Here is a 23,438-nt window from a genome sequence, read left to right on the forward strand (position 1 = left end):
CGAGAACAGCCGGGCCGTGATTGCTATTTTGCTGCCACCCGAACAGATCGACAATGAGGGGTCCCGTGGCGCTCGAAAAGGTCGAGGTGCTCGACGAGCAGAAACCGGCCACCCAGCCCGCCGTGTACACGGCGCAGGCGCGGAACAACGGCAGGGCGCACGTTGTGCTGCCCGCGTACAACGAGGCGGCCGCGCTGCCGCCGCTGTTCGGCAGGCTCGCCGAACTGGCCCACACCGAGAACCTGACGGTCTGGGTGGTGGACGACGGCTCGACGGACGCCACCGCCGACACCGCGGGCGCCGGAGCGCCCGGTCTCGACGTGCGGCTGGTGCGCCACCACGTCAACCTGGGTCTCGGTCAGGCCGTGCGGTCCGGTCTGCACGCGGTACTCGCGGCGGCCGACAAGGACGACACGGTGGTCGTCATGGACGCCGACGACACCCACGACCCGGCGCTGATCCCCTTGCTGCGGGCCGAGATCTCGGCGGGCGCGGACGTGGCCATCTGCTCGCGGTTCGTGTCGGGCGGGGACGACACCAGCGCCCCGTACGGCAGGCGGCTGCTGTCACGCGGCGCCGCGGTGCTGTTCCGGCGCACACTGCGGGTCGCCGGGGTGCGGGACTTCACCAGCGGTTTCCGCGCCTACCGGGTCAGCCTGCTCGACCGGGCCGCGCGCCACTGGGGTGAACGCCTCATCGAGGAGCAGGGCTTCGCGTGCATGGTGGAGCTGTTGCTCAAGCTGCGCCACTGCGATCCGGTGATCAGCGAGGTGCCGCTGCGCCTGCGGTACGACCGCAAACCGGGGGCCAGCAAGCTCAGGCTGGGCCGGACGGTGCTGCAGTACCTGCGGTTGCTGCTGCGCGACCGGCTCGCGCCCGCGCCCTACCGGGCGCTGTGATGGCCCGGCACATCGCGGTGCTCGGTGGCGGGATCTGCGGCCTGACGACCGCGTACCGCCTCACCAGGAGCGGGCACCAGGTGACGGTTCTCGAGGGCAGCGACCAGCTCGGCGGTCTCGGCACCTTCTTCGCGTGGCGGGACAGCTGGGTCGAACGGTTCTACCACTGCGTGATGCCGTCCGACGACGAGCTGCTGGACCTGTTGGCGGAACTGGACCTCGCCGACGAGGTGCGCTGGCGCCGCACCGAGATGGGCATGATCGTCGACGGTGCCCACCACGGGTTCAACACGGCGCGGGACCTTCTGCGGTTCACCCCGCTCGGGCTGCCCGACCGGCTGCGGTTCGGCGTGATCTCGCTGCTGTTGCGCAGGCTCGGCCGCGGCCGGGACCTCGACAACACCCGCACCGAGGACTGGCTGCGCGGCCTCTACGGGAACACGGTGTGGGAGACACTGCTCGCCCCCATGTTCGGCTCGAAGTTCGGCCGCTCGTTCGGGGACGTGCCCGCCCTGTACCTGTGGCAACGGCTCGGTCGCGAACGCAACGTGGGCACGCGCGGCTACCCGGCCCGCGGCTACAGGTCCGTCATCGACGGGCTGCGGGCGGCGCTGGAGGCGGGCGGCGCGACGGTGCGCACGTCCACCCCGGTGCTTCGGCTGTCCGTTGTGGACGGAGCGGCACGCGTCACCCTGCCGGGCGACGAGGTCGTCGTGGCCGACCAGGTGGTGTCCACGCTGCCGCTGCCACAGCTGCGCGCGCTCGCCGACGACGACCTGGCGGCCGGCCTGCCCACCGTGCGGCTGCCGTACCAGGGTGTGGTGAACGCGCTGTTCTTCCTCCGCAGGCCACTCGCCGGGCACTACTGGACACCGGTGGTGCGGTCGGGGACCGAGTTCGACGGCGTCGTGGAGATGTCGGCGCTCGCCGGGACGGCGCCCTACGGCGGCAGGCACCTGGCCTACGTCATGCGTTACACCGACCGGGAGTCCGCGCTCTACCAGGAGGACGGCGCCGGCATCGCGGCGCGGTGGTCGGAGCAGCTGCGCACCCTCTACTCAGGACTCCCGCTCACCGCCGACGACATCGACGAGGTCCACGTCTTCAAGGCGCCGTTCGTGGAACCGGTGTACCCCCTCGGCTACCTGCGGCTGCGGCCACCCGTCGAGCTGCCCGGCCTCCCGGTGCTGCTGGCGACGACCGCGCACGTCTACCCCGAGGTCACCAGCTGGAACTCCAGCGTACGGCTCGCGAATCAGGTCGCCGCCACCATCGACCGGGCCGCGACCAGCCGGCGGAACCGGTCGGCGATGCGCGCCGACGGCGAGCCCTCCCCGTAGGGCGACGGGATGCCGGCCAGCCGTGCGCGGTGGCCGGCCACGTCGTCGAGCCACCTGACGACCTCGCTGTGGATCCGCGGCCCTGGCGCGACCAAGGTGCCGAACGTCCCCTCGATCTCGGGCCGTTCGGTGCTGCGCCGCACCACCACGACCGGACGCTTGAGCACGCTCACCTCCTCCTGGATGCCGCCCGAGTCGGACACGACGACCGCCGCACCGCACACCAGGCCGAGGAAGGCCGGGTACGCCTGCGGTTCGACCACCCGGAGCCTGTCGAGCAGTGACCGCAGGCCGAACCGCTCGATCCGCTTGCCCGTCCGCGGATGCAGGGGAAGGACCACCGGCAGCGGCAGCCGGGCCAGCTCCCGCAGGATGCACGCGAGCCTGCCGGGTTCGTCCACGTTCTCCGGCCGGTGGATGGTGGCCACCACGTAGCCGTCCCGCTCCAGCCCCAGGGCGCACAGTGCCGCGCGCTGGGCCTCGGCGGTGGGGACGGCGGACCGCAGCGCCTCGACGACCGTGTTGCCGGTCACCGCGACCCGCTCCGCGGGAATCCCTTCCGCGAGCAGGTTGTCGCGGTTCAGCTCGGTCGGCGCGCAGCAGAGGTCCGCGAGGTGGTCGATGGCGACGCGGTTGTGTTCCTCCGGCATCAGCCGGTCGTAGCTGCGCAGGCCCGCCTCGACGTGCACCAGCGGGACGTCGTTCGCGTTGGCCGCGAGCGCGCCGGCGAGCGCGGAGGTGGTGTCGCCCTGCACGAACACCGCCGACGTCGGGTGGTTCGACAGGATGTCGTCGACGGCCGCCACCGACCGGCCCAACTGCCTGCCGCGGCTGACGCCGCCGCAGGCGAGCTCGTGGAACCGGCCCGGCTCGGCGATGTCCTGCCGGATCAGGGAGTACATCGACGTGTCGTAGTGCTGTCCGGTGTAGACGACCGCCGCTCTTCGGCCGAAGTGCCGGATCAGCGGCGCGAGCTTGATCAGCTCGGGCCGGGTGCCGCACACGAGCGTCACCATGTCGTCGCGGTCCGGTCCGTTGTCCGGGTCGTCATCCGGTCCGGCGAAGATCAGTTCGGGCTTGGCGATCGCGCGAACGCTCACTCTGACTCCCACGTCACGCCTGCCGGGCGAAGTCCGGCGGCAGGACGAGCAGCCGGTCGTCCCCGGCGCGTGCCGTGCTGACACCGTCGGTGTTGCTCGTGAGCAGCCACAGGGCGCCGTCGGGTGCGACCGCGACCTCACGCAGCCGCCCGTGCGTCCCGGTGAAGTGTGCGACGGGCTTGCCGGGACGGCCGACCGCGTTGAGCGGTACCTGCCAGAGGCGTTCGCCGCCCAACGCGGCCACCCACAACGAACCACCGGCGAACGCGATGCCCGACGGTGACGCGTCGCCGGTGCGCCAGGTCAGCTCTGGGTCGGTGAACCGGGGGTCGGACGACGGTCCCTCGGCGTGCGGCCACCCGTAGTTGTGGCCGCGCCTGATCCGGTTCAGCTCGTCGAGCCTGGCGTCGCCGAACTCGGTCGCGTAGGCCCGGCCCGCGTTGTCCCAGGTGATGCCCTGGACGTTGCGGTGGCCCAGTGTCCACACCACCGAACCCCGGATCGGGTTGCCCGGTGCGGGGCGGCCCTCCGGGGTCATCCGCAGGATCTTGCCGCCCAGCGAGCCAGGGTCCTGCGGGTACTCGGACCGGAAGTTGTAGCCGGTGGTGGCGTACAACATCCCGTCCGGACCGAACTTCAGGCGGCCCCCGTTGGCGTCGTCGGCGACGGGAATGCCCGTCAGCACGGTCTCGACGCCCGTGACACCGGTGCCGCCGGTGTAGCGGAAACGGCCGATCCGGTTGTCCTGCCTGGCGGAGTAGTACACGTAGACGTAGTGGTCGGCGGAGAACCGCGGCGACACCGCCACCCCGAGCAACCCGCCTTGTGAGCGGGGCACCACGCCGGGCACCACGCCGACCACGGTCATCCGGCCGGCCGGTGTCACCCGCAGCAGCCGGGCGGTGTCGCGTTCGGTGACCAGCGCGTCCCCGCCGGGGAGGAACGCGATCGCCCACGGGGTACGGAGTTTCTCGACGATCGACCTCGCGGACGCGTCCGCGTGCGTCACGGGCGCGACGCCACCCAGCGACATGACGAGCGCGCACACGAGCGCGATGGCGATCCTGCCGAAGTTCATGGGGACATGTTTCAGCAACCACGGCCCGGGGAACGCGCCGGAACGCGGAGGTGCACACCATCCGGTGAAGACACGGCCCGACGACTAACAGCCGGCGCGGCGGCCGCAGTGTCCTTCCCGGCAGGGACAAAGCCGGGAAGGACACCCGGTTCCCGCCGGCACCGGGTGGGGATTGGCCGGTGCCGGCGGTGTCGGGAGGTGCGCGCTCAGGTGTGGCGCGACATCACTGGGTGTCGGTCGCGGTCACGGTGATCGGCACTTCCGCGCCGAGCCAGAGCTGGCTCAGGACGTAGCGGGTGCCGCTCGGCAACGTCGTGGACTCGTCCGGCGCGGACGTCGCGGACGAGCCGATCTCCTCGCACGCCGCGTCGTAGAAGTACAGGTCCAGGTCGTACACCGGGCCGCTTCCGGTGACCACGACCTTGTGCGCGCCGTCGCCGAAGCTGTCCGGCAGCCGGGTCACCCAGCCGTCCGCGCCCTGCGCGGGGGCCGACGGCACGGCACACGCCGCGGTGAACGCGGCGGCGGTGACCCCCGCAGGCGCCGTCCCGGTGCCCGGGTTGCCCGCGGCGATGGTGCCGGTGTCGGTGACGGGCTCGTCGGGCGGCGTCGGCGGCAGCGGTTCGACACCCGACGCGGTCGTGGAGAACACCTGCAACTCCGCCGCCTGCACCTGCGTCCTGGTCTCGCCCAGCGCCGAGTCGGTCCAGAACCGCACGTACCGGGCGTCGACGGGCCGGTCGAGGCGGAACGTCCGGTAGTGCAGGTCGGGCGCGACCGGGCGCGGCGCCTGGTAGCCGAACGCGTCGGGCACCGACCGCACGGTCCGCCAGTTGACCCCGTCGGTGGACGTCTGCAGGGTGAACCCGCGCAGCCCCTCGAAGCGCGCGGTCGTGTACGCGCTGACCTGGATGCCGGAGATCGGCGCCTGCGCGGCCAGTTCGACGGTGACGTTGCCGGTGCCCGGCGCGGCCGACCAGCTGCTGGCTTCGGTGTCGTCGAGCAACCGCTCCGCGTTGGCCGCGGTCGCGGCGACCACCGTGGCGCCGTTGGCGGTCGAGGCCAGGTTCGGGCTCAGCGAGAACTGGCGGGCGGTGGTTTTGCCCGCCCGGACGGAGATCCCGGGGAACGTGCGGGAACCGAAGCCCGGCGCGGTGATCGTCACCGGGTAGGTGCCGTCGGCGACGGAGGCCGAGAAGGCGCCGCTGGCCGACGAGATCCGCAGCGGGGTCACCCGGGCCTCGAACACGCCGAGCACGACCTTCGCACCGGCGACGGGCCTGCCCGTCGCCGCATTGACCACGGTGCCGGTCAGCGTGCCGTTGCGGGCCGGGTCGACGTGGGTGAACGACGGCACCGGGTCGGTGTCCGCACCGCCCGCGGTCGTGGCGCCGACGCCGAGACCGCGGTGGGCGAACGCGCCGAAGACGACGTCGACGACGGTCGAGTAGTCGGCACGGGCGTGGTAGCGGTTGTCCAGCGCGGTCCGCATCGCGTCCCGCATGTCCACAAAGGACGGATCGGGCGGGGACAACGGCATCGCGTCGGTGACGACGCGCGCGGCGATCTCGCCACCGGCCGCCTCGCCGAACCTCGCGACGAGCGCCGTGCGCATCTCCCACAGGGTTGCGGTCCAGATCTCGCCGTCGGAGTGCACCTCCGCGCCGCCGAGGTCGTAGCCGATGTCGCCGTAGGTCGTCGGGTTGTCGTCGTAGTCCCAGTTGCGGATGCCGCGGCTCCCGTTGCCGGTGGCGTACTCGCCGACGACCGCCTTGTCGCTCAACCCGTTGGCGTACAGGTAGTTCAGGCCGTACCAGTCGCCCCAGCCCTCGCCCATCGAGCCGGACTGGTGGGCGTTCAGCGCGTTGTCCTCGCCGCTGACGTAGCGGTTGGACAGGCCGTGGGCGTACTCGTGCTCGATGACCGTCGCGTCGAAGTCACCGTCGCGGTACGGGCCCTCGAAGGTGTCGTTGATCGGCTCCCACAGGAACATGCCGCTCCACGGCGGAATGCCGTCGGGCAGGGTGAGCATGTAGGCGTTGTCGCGGCCGGTGTAGGTCGGTGCGCCGCCGGTGGCGGCGCCGGCCTGGACGAGACCGAGGATGGGGTCGCCGCCCTGGCCGCCCTTGCTGTTGTTGTTGACCTGGAAGTTGCCCGCGGTCTCGGTGAAGCCGAGCGCGTAGAACTCGTCGTGGACGCGGTTGTGGTGCCAGAACAGGTTCGTGGCCGCCGGGTCGACGTCCAGTGCGTAGCTCGGCGGCACGGTCTCGCCGTCGCCGCGGCCCCAGTTGTCGGTGTAGGCGTAGTTGAACTGGGCGGTCGGGCTGACCGGCCGCGGTCCCTGATCTGCGGGCACCAGGAAGTTCGAGTGGTTGGCGTAGCTGTTCGCGTTGTTGCCGAACGTGGTCGGGCCGGGCAGCCCGGCGATCCCGGTCGGGTCGACGTAGCCGGACGGGGACTGCGCGTTCGGGCCGAACGACCTGATCACCGGCCGGCCGCCGCGGGCGGCGCCCGGGTGGTTCTCGTAGACCGTGCCCTCGGCACCATCGACCTGGTGCTCGACGAGGCTCGCGCGGTAGAGGATCGCGCCGGTGACCGCGTCGACGACCGTGTCCCACGCCTGGTCGAGCGCCTTGACGAACAGCACGCGATAGGCCGGGCGGGCCCCCTCCGCGGTCGGGAACGCGGCTTTCTCCACATAGGACTCGGCGGCGAACGCGCCCCTGGCGAACTTCTCGAAACCGGCCTGGGTGCCCACCTGGTCCGGGGTGAAGGAGACGCCGGGCGCGAGCCGGGCGGCGACCTGGGCGAGCGCCTGCGCGGAGGACAGCTCGTGCTCGGCCGCCAGCCCGCCGCCCCGTGCCGGGTCACCGGCGTAGGACAGCACCCGCCCGTCGGCGGCGACCGCGACGGTGAGGTGGCCGCCGCGCACGGCGGGCACGCCGTCGAACGTCTGCCGGAAGGTCACCACCCGGGTGCCGGTGCCGACCAGTTCGTGGTCGCGGACGACGCGCAACGCGGCCACGTCCGCGCCGCCGAGGCCGAACGCGGCCCGGTTGGCGTCGAGGAAGGACCGCGCGACAGCGGCGAGGGCGCCGTCGCGCGGAGTCGTGAGCCAGCCACCGTCCCGGCGGATGGTGCGTGGTGTGCCGAACCTCGGGTCCCAGGTGACTCTGGTGCCGCTGCCCGCGCTGCTCGACAGCGCCCGCGCGGCGGCCAGCTGGTCGGCGGTGGGCGACACCGCGGCCGCGTCCCGCACGTCGATCACCGCGTCGTCCGTGGCCGGGGCCCGCCCCGGCGCGACGACCGCCGCGGCACCCGGCACAGTGACGACCACGGCGACCATGGCGGACACGGCCAGCGTGGTCAGAACTGATCGACGTGCGCGCATCGACGCTCCTCGGACTCAGCGAGATCGTTCTCGGTCCGCTGTGGATCGGCGGCGTGCGCCCCGTGCAACACGAGAAGGGCGAGTTTTTCCGGCGGCCGCGTGAAGTCACGACAACCGGCGCAAGCCCACTGCTCCGGACGGGCTAACGCCCCGGCACCAGGTTCGGCACGGTGGGGGTCCCCGGCCCGGGCAGCAGGGACGACGTGGGCACGGGCGCGGGCAGCGGCGGCGCGTCGGGCACGCTGGTCCTGGCCGTGGTGCTCGTGGGCGCGCCCGGTTCGGACGGGTTCGGCGCGGGCGCGGCCGGCACCGAGGGCGCCGGGCGCGGCACGTCCGGCACGCTTTCCGCCACACCGGGCCCGGGACCGTCCGGGAGCCGCGTGTCCGGGGGCGGCGCGAGTTCGGCGCGCAGGGCCGCGATCTCGTCCCGCAGCCGGTCACGGGCGACGGGGTCGTCGACCTGCCCGGCCAGGGTCGAGGCCTGCGCGAGCAGCCGGGACGCGGACTCGTCGCGGCCGGCGTCGATCGCGGCCCGCGCGTCGGCGACCGCCCGGCCCGCGGCGTCGACGGCGGCACGCGACTGGGCCAGGTCCGGGTACAGCCACGTGGTGAACGGCCAGAGCGGGCTCCCGGGGCCCGCGCTGTGCGCGGCCGCGGTGAGGCCGCCGAAGGTGAGCAGCCCGGCGGTCGCCACGACCAGTGACCCGCGCGCCCACCTCCGGGTGCGTCGTGCACGCCTGCCTGCCGACACCGCGGCCGCGACGAGCTCGTCGCCGGGCGGGTCCGCGGACGGCAGCGCCGCGCGCCACTCGGACAGCGTGGCCACGAGCTCGTCCTGCTCGGCGGGCTGTTCCCCGCGGCCGAGCCGGTCCAGCAGCAGGTCGTCCTCGGCCAGCTCGACGAGATCCGGCACGCGGCCCTCGGACGGGCCGCCCGGCATGCGCACGGTCATGCGACCACCTCGTCGGATCGTTCCTGGTCCCGCGCCTGTTCCCGCAACCTGGCGAGGGCCCGCGACTGCGCCATCCGCACCGCGGCGGGCGTCATGCCGAGCACCGAACCGACCTCCTCCGCCGAGAGCCCCGCGGCCACGCGGAGCACGACGATCTCCCGCTGGGTGCCGGGCAGGTCGGACAGGAGCCGGAGCACGCGGCGGGACAGTTCGGCGTGCACGGCGCGACGCTCCGGGTCCCAGTGGTCGTCCACGGGTTCCGGCAGCGTCTCGATCGGCTGGGTGGCGGTGACACGCGCCGCGCGGAAGGCGTCGGCCACCTTGTTGGCGGCGATGCGGAACACGAACCCGGTGAACGGCAGCCCCCGGTCCCGGTAGCGGGGCAGCGCCTCGAACACCGCGAGGCACACCTCCTGCGCCACGTCGTCCGGGGAGACCGGCGAGTGCCGGAGCGACCCCAGGTGCGCCCAGCAGTACCGGACGACACCGGGCCTGACGCACGCGAGCAGCTCCGCCACCGCGTCGGCCTCGCCGCGGGCAGCACGCCGCACGAGCTCACTGTCGGCCACAGTCGCGTCCTTCCTACGAACCAACATAGGAAATCACGACCACACCCGTCACCGCACTCCCCTGCCCAGCCGGCCTCGGCTTGTGTATAACAGTCCCCGTGTCCCGAACCTCCCGCCTGAGCGCGGCTGTGCTGGCCCTCCTCTCGTGCGTGGCGTTCGCCGCGCCCGCCGCCGCGGGCGGCGACTCGGGCGGTGAGAAGGGCGCGCCACCCGAGTTCGTCGTGCTGAACGACGTCGACCCGACGATCCGGTACGACATCCGCTACTTCGGGCGGCACAACTTCGTCGGTGACCGCATCGACGGCTACCGGCAGCCGCAGTGCGTGCTCACCCGGGCGGCCGCGACGGCCCTGCGCAACGCACAACGCACGCTGCTGCGGCAGGGCTACACGCTCAAGGTCTACGACTGCTACCGCCCGCAGCGCGCGGTCGACCACTTCGTCCGCTGGGCGCAGGACCTCGACGACGAACGGATGAAGGCCGAGTTCTACCCCAACGTCGACAAGTCACGGCTGTTCGCGGACGGCTACATCGCGGAGAAGTCCGGGCACAGCCGCGGCAGCACCGTCGACCTCACGCTGGTGGAGCTGCCGGTACGGCCCCAGCGGCCCTACCACCCCGGCGAGCCGCTGGTCCCGTGCTTCGCCCCGGTCGAGGAGCGCTTCCCCGACAACGGCGTGGACATGGGCACCGGCTACGACTGCTTCGACCCGTTGTCCCACACCGACAACCCGGCGATCACCGGCGCCGCCCGCCACCACCGCGACCTGCTCCGCGGCACCCTGGCGGACGTCGGGTTCCGCAACCTCCCCGAGGAGTGGTGGCACTTCACCCTCAACGACGAGCCGTTCCCCGACACGTACTTCGACTTCCCCGTCAGCCGGGGCGCACTGAACTGACCGGCGGGTGTGCCGCTACCCGTCCGGCGGGAGCAGTGTCCCGAGTGGACCGAGGTCGAGGTTGAGGTCCTCGCGCCGCAGGCCGAAGTGGGCGCACAGCTCGTCCATGCCCTCGTCGAGCCGCATCAGCGTGAGGCCGATCTTCTCGATCTGCTCGTCGTCGAGGGCGTCGGCGTCGACGCGGCGGATGGCCTGTCGTTCCATCAGCTGCCGGAGGAGTTCGACGACGGTGAGCACGAGCCCGGCCAGGCTCTGCTGGGCGGTCTCGGGGTCGGCGTCGATGCGGTGGCGGCGCTCGGTCATCGGTTCTGCTCCAGGGCGCTGATCGAGGTCAACAGTGCGCGCAGCGAGATGTGGACGAGTTCCACGTCGGCGATGGACAGGGTCACCTCGCCGTGGATGACCACGCCGCCCGCCAGTACCCGGTCGAGCAGGTCGACCAGGGCGATGCGCCGTTCGGGGGTGGGCACCGGCGTCGGTTCGGTCATGGTTCGAGTCCGATCGAGGCGAACGAGTACGCGGGCCACGGGCCGGTGAGCTCGAGTTCGACCCCCGTGCGCTGCTCGGCCAGGCGGCCGACGGCGTGCGCGAAGTCCCCGGCCGCGTCGTCCTCGACGAGGTAGGCCGCGTTGAGGATCATCGGCAGCTTCTGCTGGGCCAGGGCGGGACTCTGCGGGCGGTGGAGACACGCGTCCACGGCGAGGGCGGTCAGCGCCGCGTGGATCGCGTCGGCGTGGTCGACGGCGAGCTGGTCGATCTGCTCGCGGACGAGGTGGTGCTCGCGCCTGCGCCGCAGGTACGCCGCGCCCGCGCCACTCCCCCGCTGCCCACCCGCCGCGGCGGGCTCGGCTCCGCTCAGCCCGCTGACGTCGAGGAGGGCCTTCACACCCCACTCCGCACGGCCCGCGACACGCGCCAGCGTCGCGCGGAACCCGTCGCCCCGGCCGTCCAGGAGGGACCCCACCCCGCTGTCGTCGAAGTAGACGGTGGCCATCCGGAACGGCACCGCGGGCACCGCGCGCGCGACGGTCGCGACCACGGCGTCGTGTGCCTGTGCGACACGGGCGAGCCAGTCGATGTCCTCGAGGTTGCGGCGCAGCGCGTCCTCGCCGAACGTCGCCAGCGGCACCGTGCCGACCACGGCCGTCAGCCCGTTCGCGCTGGTGGTCCTGGGCGGTTCCCCGGCCACGCCGGTCATGCCCGCGAGCAGGTTCGGGTCCACGCCATCGGCGCCGTCGGCGCCGTTCACGACGGCGTAGACCCACGTGCCGTGCTCAGGCATGGTCGCCGCCGCCCTCGATCGTCTCGGGTTCGCGGCGGCCTTCGAGCTCGGCGATGCGTGCGCGGAGTTCCTCGTTCTCGCGCTCGAGGCGGCGGTCACCCCGGTCGCCCCGGTCGCCGGTCAGCCAGGGGTCGCGTTCCCACCAGTCGATCCCGACCTGCTTCGCGGTCTCCAGCGACGCGACGACCAGCCGGAGCTTGATCGTGAGCAGCTCGATGTCGAGCAGGTTGACCCGGATGTCACCGGCGATGACCAGTCCCTTGTCCAGCACCCGCTCGAGGATGTCGCCGAGGTTGCTGGTCTGGTGGTTGCCGTTGCCGCTCTGCGGAGTCAGAGCGCCGCCCTGCGCGGGCGTCGTCATGTCAGTCCCTCCCCCCGTCGGCCCTGCCACGTGCGTAACGCCTGGTCCTGCGGTAGGCCAGCAGGTCACCGTCGTCGCTCAGCTCGGCCTCGTAGAGCGCGAGCATGTCCGACGACGACGGGATCCGCGCCTCCTCCAGCACCTCGACCTCGACCAGCCAGCCCTGCTCGGCAGGTTCGACCGACGTCACACTCGCGACGCTCTTCCCGGTGAGGGCGCTGATGTGGTCCCCCGCGTGCGCGGCGATCCGCGACGCGGACGGCTTCGGCCCGGGATCGCTCCTGTCCTCGGAAACGTCCTCGGAAACGTCCTCGGTGTCGTCCTTCGCGTTCCTCGCGTCGGTGGCCATTCGGGAGTCACCTCCCCTTCGTTCCCTCTTGGGTGGTCATGCGGCCCAGCACCCGTTGCTGCGCCTGGGCTTCCTCCTCTTCGGACAGCTCGCCCTCGACGCGCAACCGCTCCACCTCCTCGAGCTCGCGCCGGGCGGAGGCCGGGTGGCGCAGCTCCTCCTCGACCTGGCGCTGCACCAGCTCGCCGAGCTTGATGACGCCGCGCACCGGAGCCAGCGGCAGGCCGAGGAGAGTGGACACGAGGCCCATGGCCTACTCCACCGCCTTGCTGACCACGAAGTCGTAGGCCGCGAGCGGACCGAGCAGCCGCAGCTCGACCCGGCCCTCCCACTCGGAGACGAGCCGGCCCAGCGCCTCCTCGAGCTCGGCCTCCTGCTCGGTCTCGGCGAGGCACGCCACGTGCACGGCGTCCTCGTCGTGCGTCGGTTCCCGCACGACCGTCATGTACCCGAGTCCGTCGAGCACCCGCCGCACGGTCTCGGTGTCGGCGTCGCGCTTCGCGGCGATCGCGTTCGTGATCCCCTCGCCGAGCGCGATGCGTTCGTTGCGGGTGGCGTCCTCTGGCTTGTCCCGGATGTCGTCGCGCAGCCCGTCGAGCTCGGCGTTCTCGGCGAGGATCTCCTTCAGGATCGCCTCGTGGCGGTAGCGGCCCCGCACGATGTACTCCGCCTTGCCCTCCAGTTCCCGCAGCGCGGCGGCGAACTCGTCGTGGTGGGTGGCGAGCAGGTCGTCGGTCACGTGGTCCGCGCTGGTCAGGACGGCACCGAACTTGATCGGCAGCACGGGTGCCGCGGCCGCCGCACCGTCGAGCAGCGCGGCGTGCGCGGCCAGGTCCTCCGGCCTGCCGAGCGACGCGTCCGTGGCGACGGCGCTGACGAGCGCGGCGACGTCACCGTGCCGGATCGTGGTCACCTCGCCGGGCGGGTCGCCGACACCTCGGGCGTGCGGTTCCGTCTCGACGTCGGCGGGCACGATCCCGTAGACGTAGAAACCCTGCTCAGCCTCGGCCATCCTGGTCACTTCCTCTCCCGGTTCCCGGCCCGCTCGCCCTTCTCGTCGCCGACGAAGTCGCGCAGCTTGTCCCCCGCGGCCTCGAGCGCACCCTTGGTCTTGGACTTGGCACCGCCCTCCTGCATGCCCTCGACGAGGTCGGGCAGGCCCTTCTTGTCGTTGTCCGAGATGTCGAGGCGGTTCACCGCTTCCGCGAACCGCAGGTAGGTGTCCACACTGGCCACGACGACGCGTGCGTCGATCGTCAGCAACTCGATGCCGACGAGGGAGACCCGCACGTAGGCGTCGATGACGAGGCCCTTGTCCAGAATGGTGTCGATCACGTCGGCGAGGCTCGACGAGGTGGGGCGCTCGACCCCACCGCCGCCGCCACCGGCCGGTTGCACAGCTGTGGTCATTCGGTGCGTTCCTCGCTTCCCGCCTCGGTGTCGTCCGCCGGTTCGTCCTCGCCCGGCTCTTCCTGGTCGACCACCTGGCCGTCGTGGATCTCGCCGCGCCAGCCCTCGACGTCGTCGGGGTGCAGCAACGTGCTGGTCATCACGTGGCGTTGGAAGTGCTTGAGTTCGAGGCGCGCCCTGCGTCCCTGAGCCCGCCACAGGTTGCCGGTCCGCTCGAACAGTCCCTGGGGGTGGTACTCGAGCACCAGCAGCACACGGGTCAGGTCGGGCGCCAGTTCGTGGAAGGTGACCGCGCCGTCGACGTGGCCCTTGGGCGCCTCGGACCGCCACACGATCCGCTCGTCGGGCACCTGCTCGACGATGGTCGACTCCCACGAGCGGTGCGACCAGAAGATCTGCGCCTTCCAGCGCAGCTTCTCGTCACTGACCTGCTCGACGTGCTCGACCTTCTTCATGAAACCGGGGAAGTCGGTGAAGCGGGTCCACTGGCCGTACGCCACGTCGACCGGCACCCCGACGTCGACGTGCTCGACGATGTTGGTGACCTTGATCTTGTCCTGGCCACCGCCGCCGAACATGCCGCTGATCTTGTCCTTGATCCCGTCCACCGCGCCGGAAAGCGCCCCCTTCACCGCGCCGGTCGCGGCTTTCCTGCCCGCGCCGGGTTCGGTGCCGGTGACGGCGCTCAGCAGGCCCGGGCCCCCGCTGCCGGAGCCGTACTCACCGAGCCGGCCGGCCGCCGACCCGACCTTGTCGGTCAACGAGGTGGCGGCGCGAGTCGTGACCGTGCGCGCGAGCCTGCCCACCGCGTCGGTCAGCGGCGACGCGGCACCGGACACGGTGTCCGTGGCCTTGTCCGTGGCCTTGTCCGTGGCCTTGCTCGTGGCCTTCGTGGTGGTTTTCCTGGCCGTCTTCGCGGCGGAGTCGGCGACCATCGCGATCACCTCCCGGCCCGGCGCACCGGCGCCCGGCTGCTGCGACGTGCGCTGTTCCGGCGCGGCTCGTCATCGGAGTCGCTCGCGCGCCGCCGGGCGGTGCCGCTCGCGCGCCTGCGGGGCCGAGGCCGCTCGTTCGCGTCGTCCTCGGCGGGCTCGGCGGGCTCCTCGTCGTCGTCCCGCTCGTCCTCGTGCGATTCCGCGCTCGGTTCCGCGTCGGTGTCCTCCCGGTCCTCGCGGGTCGGGCGACGTGGCGTCTCCTCGTCGTCCTCAGGCGCGGGACCGCCCTGCAGTCGCTCGTTGAGGGCATCGATCCGGCTGCTGGCCGCCGTCACCGCCGCGGTCTTGGCGGCGTCGACGAGCTGTCCTCGGGCCAGCGTGGTGAGCTTGCCGACCTCGGGTACCGACCCGAGTTGCTTCAGCCCGCGTTGCACCAGTTGCCGCGGTGTGCCGGCCGCGCCCGTCACACCCGCGACCATCAGCGCCAGCCGCATCTTGCGTGTGCGGCCGAGCAGGTACCCGATCGCCACCCCACAGGCGAGGCGCGTTCTGGAGTTCATGCCAGTCCTCCTGGTTGATTGCCTTCTCTGCGCACCGGCTTCGACGACCAGGTGACGCCGTCGACTCTGGTACCCACGGCAATCAGCGCGAAAACCGCAACCGGAGAAATGCGTCCGAATGCCAGCACTTGACCCACGAGTAGTAAGCAAAAGAACACGGGACGATTCCCACGTCCACGTGAAACGTTCTACAGCCCGCTCCGCACACCCAGGCTCACGTTGGGTGACAGCAAGGAATTCGCCGACAGCACGGGCCCGCAGAAGGGCACCGAATCACATCCGACGCGACGGAGTGGTGTAGGAGAAATATGGCAGAGCGGCGATTCGGCGGCGATCAAGCGCACCAACTCCGCCCAGGAATCGTGATCATCGGCCGCCCGGTGACCCTCCGGGCGACGCAGCGGTCGTCAGTCCGACGACCCGTCCCGCGGCGCGGCACGCTCCGGCTGTGGTTCGCGGACCGGCTGGTCCGGTTGACCGAGCTCCGCGACGAGCTCGTCGAAGATCGGCGTGACCGCGGCTGGTGAATCCGACACGAAGTCCTCCCCGACTGATGAGAACTGCTCTTCAACTCGATGCCTGACCAGCCCGCCACCTCCTTCACGTCCGACAAGCGGAGCGGGTTCGGACGTCGGGGTTCAGGATCTGCCCGAACCCACTCCTTCCCGGTGCGCCACCCCTGCGGTAGCACAGCCGGAGCCTGAGAGGCTCTCCTCTGTTCGGCGCACGCGGTGACGAAAGTGTCACGCACCTTGGCACGACCGCTGGCACGGGCAGGCGAAGTTGCCCGCCCGGCTGCCGGCGCACCTGGTCAGGGATTCACCCGTCCGCCGACGCGGCGGCTCATGACGGTGTCTGGTTGACCGCGATCAGGTGACTGCTCAGCCCCCGCAATGTGGGTTCGCTTTCCACGGCCTGCGTGAACTGGAGAATGACGTCACGATCCGCTGTGCTGTTCCAACGCTCACCGAGGTCGGGCAGCCAGCCCGCGAGCCCTTCGACACCCACCACGTCGATCACGCGCAGCCCCGCGTCGAGGCATTCCTGGCGCAGTTCGTCGGGGTGGTGGAAGTAGCTGGTGGTGAACCAGTCTGGGTGGTTGTCGTCATTGCGATGCCGGCCGGTGGCGAGGTCGGTGCGCACGATCCCCTGGAACTCCGGGTCGTACAGGAAACCTCGGGCCAGACCGTCGAACAGCGACGCGAAGCGCGAGATCGCCGCGACGAAGATCCATCCGCCGGGCCGTACGGCACGCCGGGCCTCACGCAGCGCGGCGAGACGATCATCACGTTCGGTGAGGTGGTAAAGGGGACCGAGCACCAGCGCGGCGTCGAAGTCGGCGTCCGCGACGGGCAGGCTGCGAGCGTCGGCCAGGGACGCGGTGATCCCGGACGTACTGGCGGCCAGTCGCTGTGCGGTGGCCACGTGCTCCGGCACGACATCGAACAACGCGACCTGATGACCGTCCGCTGCGAGCCACGCGGCGTGCACCCCGGTGGCCCCGCCGATGTCGAGCACCCGGAGATTGCCCTCGGGCAGGTACCGTCGCACGATCTCCTGGGTTCGTGCGAACTCCAGTCTGCCATGGCCGTCGGTGATCCGTGATCCCTCGTCGATCGACCGATAGTGCTCGATTATTTCGTCGGATACCTCAGTCATGCCGGGATCGTATGGAGTACGGTCACCGGCCGCACCGCCATTTTCTGGCTACCCGGCGATCGCGGGCGCCCTCGGCGCGAAGCGTTTCGTGTACGCGGTGATGTCGGCCGTCGCGGTGCGTTCGATGCCCGTCAGGGACCCGATCCGTTCGGTGAGATGCGTGTAGAGGGCACGTGTGTCCCGGCAGATGACGACGGCGAGCAGGTTGTGGTCGCCGGTGATCGCGCCCAGGTAGGCGGTCTCGGTGTTCTCGGCGAGACGCGCGGCGACGGTGGTGAGCATCGACGGGGTGACCGTCAGCCACAGCAGGCACTGCGCGGAGAACCCGTACAGGGCCGGTTCGACCTCCACGTGGAACTGGAGCAGGGCGGCGTCGCGCAGCTGCGCCAAGCGTCGGCGCACGACGGATTCCGACCAGTCGACGTGCTTGGCGAGCTCCGCGTAGGTCGCGCGGCCGTCAGTCGCCAGTGCCGGGAACAGGCGCCGGTCCAGGTCGGTCAGCCGCGCCGGGGCGGGCACGGCGGGGTGCGGTGGCCGCAGCGCGGCGACCTCGTCCTCGGTGAGCGCCACCGTCCGGCCACGCCAGCGGTGGTCCATCAGATGGCGCAGCACGCGCTGCGCGTCCACGACGATCGCGTGGGGATACCGGCTCAGCTCCGCGAGCGGCGCCGGACCGGCGTCGGGGACACGGAACAGGCAGGCGACCTCCACTCCGCTCGACAACACGGTCACCCACGCGGTGTCGGCGCGCTCGGCCAGCGCGCGGGCGAGGCCCGCGGTCGCGTGTGGACGAACCCGGATCCGCACGAGCCACTCGGCGAGCCCGGCGACGTGGCTGTTCGGGACGGCACTGACGCGGATCGCGCCCGCGGCCCGGAGCCGCTCGAAGCGGCGGGCCACCGTGCGGTCGGAGACGTCCAGGACGGCGGCGATCCTGCTGAAGGGAGCGCGGCCGTCGAGCTGGAGGGCGTGCAGCAGGCGCTGGTCGAGCGGGTCCAACATGACCGAATCCACCTGATCAGAATAGTTCGGTGCCGGATTCCGGCGGGCACGGCGCGATCGGCGACCGGGTGCCGGTCCGACGTCGCACCATCGGCACATGACCACCGACATCCACGGCTTCCACCACACCGGGATCGTGACCCGTGACCTCGACGGGCTGGCCGACCGCTTCACCTCGTTCGGGTTCTCGTTGAGCCCGCGCTCGCGGCACCTGCTCGGCGCGCGGCCCGGCGAGCCGCCCGTGTACGGCTGCACCGCCAACCAGTGCGCGCTGTTCGGCGGCTCGTACGTCGAACTGCTGGGCGTGGTGGACGAGTCCGCTCCGGATCCCTGGCACACCAAGCAGATGGGCGAGGGGTTCCGGCTGCTCAACTTCGACTCCCACGACGCGGAGACGACCCAGGCGCGGCTCACCGCGACGGGGTTGCCGAACTCGGGCGTCCTCGAACTGGAACGTGACGTCGACACCGAGGCGGGCACCCGCACCGTGCGGGCCCGCGCGGTACACCTCGACCCGGACTCGACGCCGGAGGGCTACCTGGGCATCGCGCAACACCTCACCCGGCAGTACGTGCACCAGCGACGTCACCTCGACCACCCCAACGGGGCGTGCGGCCTCGGCGCGGTGCTGGTCGTGGCCGAGGACGACGGGTTCGACGCGATGGTCGACCGGTACGCCAGGCTCCTGGCGACCGTGCCCGACCACAGAGGACCCACCGCCGTACTGGACCTGCCCGGCGGAGAAGTGCGGATCATCCGCGCGTCGGACGCCGACGAGGTGCTGCCCGGCGAACCGGCTCCCGCCCCGTCGTACCTGGCGGCCATGACCATCCTGGTCGACGACGTCGCCTACGCCCGCCGGATCGTCGACGACACCGGCACCGCCACCCGGTCGACCGGCACCGGGTTCTTCGTGTCCGCACAGGACACCTACGGCGCCGGCCTGTTCTTCACCACGCCCTGAGGAGCACCGTGTTCACCACCCTCATTCTCCTGGCCGGCCCCAGCCTGGGCTTCCGGTTGCTCGGTGCGCTGGGCGTCGGCCGGTTCGCCTCCTGGCGTGTCAGTGCGGCGCACGGACTGGCGGTCATGCTCGTCTTCACCGGCACCGCGCACTTCCTGCCGGACAGCGTCACCGTGATGCCCAGCCACGCCGACCTCGTGGCCATGGTGCCGCCGTTCGTGCCGTTCCCGTCGTCGGCGGTGTACCTGACCGGGGTACTCGAACTGCTCGGCGCGCTGGGGCTCGTCGTGTCCCGGACCCGCGCCGTGGCAGCCATGTGCCTGACCGCGTTGTTCGTGCTCATGCTGCCGGCGAACATCCACGCCGACCTCGCCGACGTGCCGCTCAACGGCGACGAAGCAACTTCGCTCTGGTTCCGCGTTCCCGAACAGGCTCTCTTCGTCGCTGTCGCACTCTGGACAGCCGGCGCCGGTCACGCCCGGCGCCGGACGGAACACGGAGGCGACTGGTCTGTCCACTCGGGACGGTGAAGGCCGTTGTTCCGCACGAAGGTGTCCCGCGGCCCCGGCCGAGACCGATGCCGAGCACGACCTCAGCCGACAGCGCAGTCGGTGCCGTTGAGGGTGAAGCCGCCGGGGGCGGTGTTGGTGCCGGAGTAGGTCCCCTGCACGCCGAAGCTCTGGCTACCGCCCGGCGGGATCACGGCGTTGTGCGTCACGCTGCGGGCCGTGACCGCGGATCCGTTCTGGGTGATGTCGGCGTTCCAGGCGTTGGTGATCCGCTGGTCGCCCGGGAAGGTCCAGCCCAGTGTCCAGCCACCGACCTGGTTCGCGCTCGTGTTGGTGACGGTGATGTCGGCGGTGAACCCGTTCTGCCAGGAGTTCGGTGTGTACGTGACACGGCAGCTCCCGGTGGGCGGCGGCGGTGTGCTGCCCGCCGTGACCGAGAAGTTGTCGACCGCGAGTCCGGCGCCACCGATCCACGGCTCGAAGCCCGCCTGGATGCTGGTCAGGTACCAGTTCCGCTGTGCGTGGCCGCGGTTGACCGCGTCGCTGTAGAAGTCGTTGACGGTGAAGTCGAGCGACGTGGCCGGCGACGTCCGGACGTACGACACCACGTTCCAGCCGATGTTGCCGAACCAGACGTCCCAGGTGGCGCCGGCCAGGGTGGCCGAGCCGACCCGCGACCCGATGGGCTGGATCGAGCCCTGGCGGTTGAGCCAGATCATGATCTCCGCACCGGTGTTCTGGCCGTCGGTGCGCGGTGTGGGGTCGAACCAGAGGTCGTAGGACGCGTTCCACGTGCCGGACGACGGGTAGCTCATGGCCACGCTGCTGCGGAGTCCGGCGAACGTGCCACTACTGGCCTGCACCGGCAGGCCGCTGCCACTGGTGCAGTTGCCGTAGTGACAACCGAAATACACCGACGGGTACGCCGCGGGCGCCCCGTTGGTCGGGTTGTTGTGGTTGGCCTGGGTGATTCGGAACCCGGACGTGGTGGTGTCCACGCACTGGGCGGTGTCCGCACCCCACACGTTGTTCTGGACGTTGTACCGGCCACCCTGAATGGCGACCGTGCCGTACTTCTCGCACGTCACGACCGCCTGGGCGGGCTGGGGTGCGACCACGGCGGTCATCCCGCCGACCAGAACGCTGACGAACAGAATGGCCCGTACGAGACGCCTCATCGCAACTCCTCGTTGACCGCGGGGGGCTGACTGGGAGCGCTCCCAGTATTGCTCTCAACATGGTTGCGCCTTCACCGCGGAATGGCAAGAGCGGCTGGTGCTTCCGCCCCTGGGGCCGCTAGACGAACCGCCATCGTTGGCCGGCCGAGCCGTTGTCGTCCCAGAGGACGAGTTGGGCGTCTCGGGTGGTGGCGCCGCCGTTGACGTCGACCACCCGGCCGCCGTTGCCGCACTGGATGCGGAACCAGCCGTCGGCGACGTGGCGCAGGCGCCACCTGTGGTCGCTGGTGCCGTTGTCCGCCCACTGCAGCAGCTTGGCGCCGTTGCGGTCGGCGGCGTTCTCGACGCCGAGCACCTTGCCGCTGTGACTGTTGCGCAACCGGAACCAGCCGTCGGGATCGGGCAACGCGGTCCACAGGTGGTCGGCCGTGCCGTTGTCGTCCCAGGTGATGGCGAGGCCACCGTCTGCTGTGGACATGTCCCGCACGCCGATGACGAGGCCGCTCGCCAGGTTCCGGATCCGGCGGGCACCCACCGGCACGAACCGCCACCGGTTGTCCGGGCTGCCGTTGTCGGAGTCCTGGACGGCCCGCGCACCCGCGGCGGTGGACCCGCCCAGGATGCCGAGCAGCTTGCCGCTGTTGGCGTTGCGGAGTTCGTGCGTGCCGTCGCCGTTGTCGACGACGGTCCAGCGGTGGTCGGCGGTGCCGTTGTCGCTCCACTGCAGCACGCGGGCGTTGTCCGCGGTGGACATGTTCTCGACACCGAGGACCTTGCCGCTGTTGAGGTTGCGGAGCTTCACCGCGCCGCCGTCGGCGACGACCTGCCAGTTGTGGTCGGCGGTGCCGGTGTCGCCCCACTGCACAGCGAGCCCGCCGTCCGCCGTCGACATGTTCTCGACGCCGAGCACGAGGCCACTGGCCGCGTTGAACAGCCGGTAGCCGGAGTCCGCGGCACCGCCCGTGTTCCAGTAGACGGTGTAGTTGTGGCCGTGGGCGTCGTGGAACGGGCCGAGGTTGACCGTCGCCCCGTTCGCGGTCGCGGTGAACGCGAGCGTGGACGTGCTGGTCCGGGTGATGGACTCGACGTTGAGCGACGGCAGCGCGGACAGCGCGGTGTTGCCGTAGTCGCCCGACAGGACGGCGGGCCCGTAGGTGATGGCCCGCACCCCGGCGTTGTCGTTGGCGGCACGCATGATCACGCGCATCGGCAGCCGGAGCGTGACGGTGTCGCCGGACGTCCACGACCGGGTGAGCGCGGCGTAGGTGCCGGGCGTCGTGGTGACGTTCTGGTTCACGCCGTTGACGCTCACGGTCGCCCCGGTGGTCCACGCGGGGATGCGCAGCCGCATGGTCCACGAGCCGCCGACGTCGCCGGTGACGGTCAGGGTGGTGGTGTCCGAGGCCGGGTAGCCGGTGGTCTGGGTGACCGTGATCCCTCGCGCGGTCCACGTCAGCACCGACGGGGTGTACAGGTTGACGGTGAGTGTCGTGCCGTCGTGGAAGTAGATCGAGTCGGCGAGCTTGGTGTTCGTCTCCAGCGCGGTGCCCTGGCAGCACCAGAACGTGGTGTAGTCGGTACTCCAGGTGCCGCCGCCCCACGCCGGTCCCTGGCTGCCGCGCCGGTGGCCGGGGTTGAGTCCGGTGAAGTAGCAGATGTGCCCGTGCGGGTCGGCCGGGTTCTGCTGGCCGATGAGGTGGTTGAGCAGCGCGGACTCGTAGTAGTCGAAGTACGCGGCACGGTTCGGGTCCAGCAGCCACAGTTCTCGGGTGAGCTTGAGCATGTTGTAGGTGTTGCACGCCTCCGCGGTGTCGGTGTCGAGGAACGCGGCGATGGCGTTCGGGGCGCGGAAGTGCTCGGCCTGGCTGTTGCCGCCGATGACGTACGTGTGCGCGCCGACCGTGATGTGCCACGCGTTGAGGGCGATGTCGCGGTAGCGGGTGGTGCCGGTCGCCTTGTACTCGCGTGCCGCGCCGACCCACTTCGGCACCTGGGTGTTGGCGTGCAGTCCGCTCAGCCGGTCCTGGTTGGCCGCGAGGGGGTCGAACACGGCCGCGTGGTCGAACCGCTGCGCCGCGGTGAGCCACCTTGTGTCGCCGGTCTGCTGGTACAGGTCGGTGAGCACGGCGTTCATCCCGCCGAACTCGGTGCCCAGCACCCGTTGCATCGTGGCGTAGGACAGTCGCCCGGTGCGCCAGTCGACCCAGCCCGCGAACCGCAGCAACACGTCCCTGGCCTGCGTGCTGCCGGTGTACCGCCACACGTCCAGGAGCCCGGCCAGGGTCTTGTGCAGCGAGTACCAGGACACCGACCGGGGTGACCCCGCCTCCATGGCGTCGAGGTCGGACTCCGGGAAGCCCGACAGGTAGCCGGTGTTGAATCCCGCTGCCGCGTTGTTCGCCTGGCACCTGGCGAGTTCGGCGACCACGTGGTTGGCCCGGTCCCGGCAGGTCGTGTCCCCCAGCACCGCGTAGGCCTGCGCCCAGGCGGTCAGGAAATGCCCCTGGCTGTGCGTGCGGAACGGGAAGTCCGGCGCCTCCCAGCCACCCAGCGGCGCCGCGCCGTTCGTGGACAGCCGGTGGTTGGCGCGGAAGTTGTACAGCAGCCGGTCGACGTTGACGAACCGCAGGTACGTCAACGTCCGGTTCTGGTTGTCCAGCCACCGGCCCGCGGACAGGCGCACCTGCCCGAGGTCGAAGGGGTGCGCGGCCACCCCGATGTCCTGCCGGACCGGTGGGACGACCGCGGCGGCCACGCCGCTGAACAGGGAGGGCATGGTGGTCGCGGCGGCGGCGACCCCCGTCGCCCGCAACATCCGGCGACGGCTGAAGGACAACGACATCGTCTGCTCCTGGCTGGGGCGGGGTGAGGTCGAAGCGGTAGCCCGTGAAGAACTGCCACTGGTTGTTGAGGGTCCGCGCCGCCGAGCGGATCCGGCCAACCGAATGTAGCCAGCCCGCGGACCCGACGTCAACGCTCACGACGCGAAAAATGTGAGCGC

25 protein-coding genes are annotated in these 23,438 nt (G+C 71.3%); 5 read left to right on the forward strand and 20 right to left on the reverse strand.

Going from position 1 to position 23,438, the window contains the following annotated elements; translation table 11 throughout:
- Nucleotides 1–65: 65 nt before the first annotated feature.
- Both ACIBVP_RS09130 and ACIBVP_RS09135 read left to right on the forward strand, forming a co-directional pair.
- Nucleotides 66–899, forward strand: coding sequence for a glycosyltransferase (locus ACIBVP_RS09130; RefSeq protein WP_396105506.1), 834 nt, complete (start codon nt 66–68; stop codon nt 897–899).
- A complete protein-coding gene (locus ACIBVP_RS09135) occupies nt 899–2,239 on the forward strand; it encodes an FAD-dependent oxidoreductase (RefSeq protein WP_396105507.1) in 1,341 nt (446 codons plus the stop codon). Before ACIBVP_RS09130 ends, ACIBVP_RS09135 begins: the two co-directional genes overlap by 1 nt.
- On the opposite strand, the gene wecB is transcribed toward ACIBVP_RS09135, so the two are convergent.
- From wecB to shbA, 5 genes are all read right to left on the reverse strand, one after another.
- A complete protein-coding gene (gene wecB / locus ACIBVP_RS09140; protein WP_396105508.1) occupies nt 2,155–3,339 on the reverse strand; it encodes a non-hydrolyzing UDP-N-acetylglucosamine 2-epimerase in 1,185 nt (394 codons plus the stop codon). The two genes, ACIBVP_RS09135 and wecB, sit on opposite strands and share 85 nt — an antisense overlap.
- A gap of 13 nt (nt 3,340–3,352) precedes the next feature.
- On the reverse strand, nt 3,353–4,417 hold the full coding sequence (locus tag ACIBVP_RS09145; RefSeq protein WP_396105509.1) for a PQQ-dependent sugar dehydrogenase: 1,065 nt from the start codon (nt 4,415–4,417) through the stop codon (nt 3,353–3,355).
- Nucleotides 4,418–4,640: 223 nt separating this feature from the next.
- Nucleotides 4,641–7,808 carry a M36 family metallopeptidase gene (locus tag ACIBVP_RS09150; protein ID WP_396105510.1) on the reverse strand — a complete coding sequence of 1,056 codons (3,168 nt, stop codon included), beginning with the start codon at nt 7,806–7,808 and terminating at the stop codon, nt 4,641–4,643.
- A gap of 142 nt (nt 7,809–7,950) precedes the next feature.
- Nucleotides 7,951–8,760 (reverse strand): hypothetical protein, encoded by an 810-nt coding sequence (locus ACIBVP_RS09155; RefSeq protein ID WP_396105511.1) that lies wholly within the window; start codon nt 8,758–8,760, stop codon nt 7,951–7,953.
- The gene (gene shbA, locus ACIBVP_RS09160) at nt 8,757–9,329 is read right to left on the reverse strand and encodes an RNA polymerase sigma factor ShbA (RefSeq protein ID WP_396105512.1); all 573 of its coding nucleotides are present in this window, start codon (nt 9,327–9,329) and stop codon (nt 8,757–8,759) included. Before shbA ends, ACIBVP_RS09155 begins: the two co-directional genes overlap by 4 nt.
- A 98-nt stretch (nt 9,330–9,427) precedes the next feature.
- Between shbA and ACIBVP_RS09165 the strand changes: the two genes are divergently transcribed.
- Nucleotides 9,428–10,228 (forward strand): M15 family metallopeptidase, encoded by an 801-nt coding sequence (locus ACIBVP_RS09165; protein WP_396105513.1) that lies wholly within the window; start codon nt 9,428–9,430, stop codon nt 10,226–10,228.
- 15 nt (nt 10,229–10,243) lie between these two features.
- On the opposite strand, the gene ACIBVP_RS09170 is transcribed toward ACIBVP_RS09165, so the two are convergent.
- The 13 genes from ACIBVP_RS09170 to ACIBVP_RS09230 form a co-directional block, all read right to left on the reverse strand.
- Nucleotides 10,244–10,531 carry a gas vesicle protein K gene (locus ACIBVP_RS09170; protein WP_396105514.1) on the reverse strand — a complete coding sequence of 96 codons (288 nt, stop codon included), beginning with the start codon at nt 10,529–10,531 and terminating at the stop codon, nt 10,244–10,246.
- A complete protein-coding gene (locus ACIBVP_RS09175; RefSeq protein ID WP_396105515.1) occupies nt 10,528–10,716 on the reverse strand; it encodes a gas vesicle protein in 189 nt (62 codons plus the stop codon). Before ACIBVP_RS09175 ends, ACIBVP_RS09170 begins: the two co-directional genes overlap by 4 nt.
- Nucleotides 10,713–11,510 (reverse strand): GvpL/GvpF family gas vesicle protein, encoded by a 798-nt coding sequence (locus ACIBVP_RS09180; protein WP_396105516.1) that lies wholly within the window; start codon nt 11,508–11,510, stop codon nt 10,713–10,715. The genes ACIBVP_RS09175 and ACIBVP_RS09180 overlap by 4 nt, the downstream gene beginning before the upstream one ends.
- Nucleotides 11,503–11,871, reverse strand: a complete 369-nt coding sequence (gene gvpJ / locus ACIBVP_RS09185; RefSeq protein ID WP_396105518.1) for a gas vesicle protein GvpJ — start codon at nt 11,869–11,871, stop codon at nt 11,503–11,505. Before gvpJ (ACIBVP_RS09185) ends, ACIBVP_RS09180 begins: the two co-directional genes overlap by 8 nt.
- Nucleotide 11,872: 1 nt before the next feature.
- A complete protein-coding gene (gvpO, locus tag ACIBVP_RS09190) occupies nt 11,873–12,220 on the reverse strand; it encodes a gas vesicle protein GvpO (protein WP_396105519.1) in 348 nt (115 codons plus the stop codon).
- Nucleotides 12,221–12,227: 7 nt separating this feature from the next.
- Nucleotides 12,228–12,470, reverse strand: a complete 243-nt coding sequence (locus tag ACIBVP_RS09195; RefSeq protein ID WP_396105520.1) for a gas vesicle protein GvpG — start codon at nt 12,468–12,470, stop codon at nt 12,228–12,230.
- A gap of 3 nt (nt 12,471–12,473) precedes the next feature.
- A complete protein-coding gene (locus ACIBVP_RS09200; RefSeq protein WP_396105521.1) occupies nt 12,474–13,232 on the reverse strand; it encodes a GvpL/GvpF family gas vesicle protein in 759 nt (252 codons plus the stop codon).
- Between the two features lie 5 nt (nt 13,233–13,237).
- Nucleotides 13,238–13,630, reverse strand: a complete 393-nt coding sequence (gene gvpJ, locus ACIBVP_RS09205; protein WP_396105522.1) for a gas vesicle protein GvpJ — start codon at nt 13,628–13,630, stop codon at nt 13,238–13,240.
- Nucleotides 13,627–14,565, reverse strand: coding sequence for an SRPBCC family protein (locus ACIBVP_RS09210; protein ID WP_396105523.1), 939 nt, complete (start codon nt 14,563–14,565; stop codon nt 13,627–13,629). Before ACIBVP_RS09210 ends, gvpJ (ACIBVP_RS09205) begins: the two co-directional genes overlap by 4 nt.
- A gap of 5 nt (nt 14,566–14,570) precedes the next feature.
- On the reverse strand, nt 14,571–15,125 hold the full coding sequence (locus tag ACIBVP_RS09215; protein WP_396105524.1) for a hypothetical protein: 555 nt from the start codon (nt 15,123–15,125) through the stop codon (nt 14,571–14,573).
- A gap of 407 nt (nt 15,126–15,532) precedes the next feature.
- Nucleotides 15,533–15,661, reverse strand: a complete 129-nt coding sequence (locus tag ACIBVP_RS09220; protein WP_396105525.1) for a hypothetical protein — start codon at nt 15,659–15,661, stop codon at nt 15,533–15,535.
- Between the two features lie 307 nt (nt 15,662–15,968).
- Complete coding sequence (locus tag ACIBVP_RS09225; protein ID WP_396105526.1) at nt 15,969–16,784, reverse strand: class I SAM-dependent methyltransferase; 816 nt, start codon at nt 16,782–16,784, stop codon at nt 15,969–15,971.
- Nucleotides 16,785–16,832: 48 nt separating this feature from the next.
- On the reverse strand, nt 16,833–17,786 hold the full coding sequence (locus tag ACIBVP_RS09230) for an Lrp/AsnC family transcriptional regulator (protein ID WP_396105527.1): 954 nt from the start codon (nt 17,784–17,786) through the stop codon (nt 16,833–16,835).
- 97 nt (nt 17,787–17,883) lie between these two features.
- Here ACIBVP_RS09230 and ACIBVP_RS09235 point away from each other — a divergent pair, with 97 nt between their 5' ends.
- Both ACIBVP_RS09235 and ACIBVP_RS09240 read left to right on the forward strand, forming a co-directional pair.
- Entirely contained in the window at nt 17,884–18,750 is an 867-nt protein-coding gene (locus tag ACIBVP_RS09235) for a VOC family protein (protein WP_396105528.1), read from the forward strand.
- An 8-nt stretch (nt 18,751–18,758) separates the two neighbouring features.
- The gene (locus ACIBVP_RS09240) at nt 18,759–19,280 is read left to right on the forward strand and encodes a hypothetical protein (RefSeq protein ID WP_396105529.1); all 522 of its coding nucleotides are present in this window, start codon (nt 18,759–18,761) and stop codon (nt 19,278–19,280) included.
- 62 nt (nt 19,281–19,342) lie between these two features.
- On the opposite strand, the gene ACIBVP_RS09245 is transcribed toward ACIBVP_RS09240, so the two are convergent.
- Nucleotides 19,343–20,437, reverse strand: a complete 1,095-nt coding sequence (locus tag ACIBVP_RS09245; RefSeq protein WP_396105530.1) for a cellulose binding domain-containing protein — start codon at nt 20,435–20,437, stop codon at nt 19,343–19,345.
- Between the two features lie 118 nt (nt 20,438–20,555).
- Nucleotides 20,556–23,279 carry a beta-L-arabinofuranosidase domain-containing protein gene (locus ACIBVP_RS09250; RefSeq protein WP_396105531.1) on the reverse strand — a complete coding sequence of 908 codons (2,724 nt, stop codon included), beginning with the start codon at nt 23,277–23,279 and terminating at the stop codon, nt 20,556–20,558.
- Between the last annotated feature and the right edge of the window lie 159 nt (nt 23,280–23,438).

The organism is Actinophytocola sp. NPDC049390 (genome assembly GCF_044466355.1).
In the GTDB taxonomy this organism is placed as follows: Bacteria; Actinomycetota; Actinomycetes; order Mycobacteriales; family Pseudonocardiaceae; genus Actinophytocola.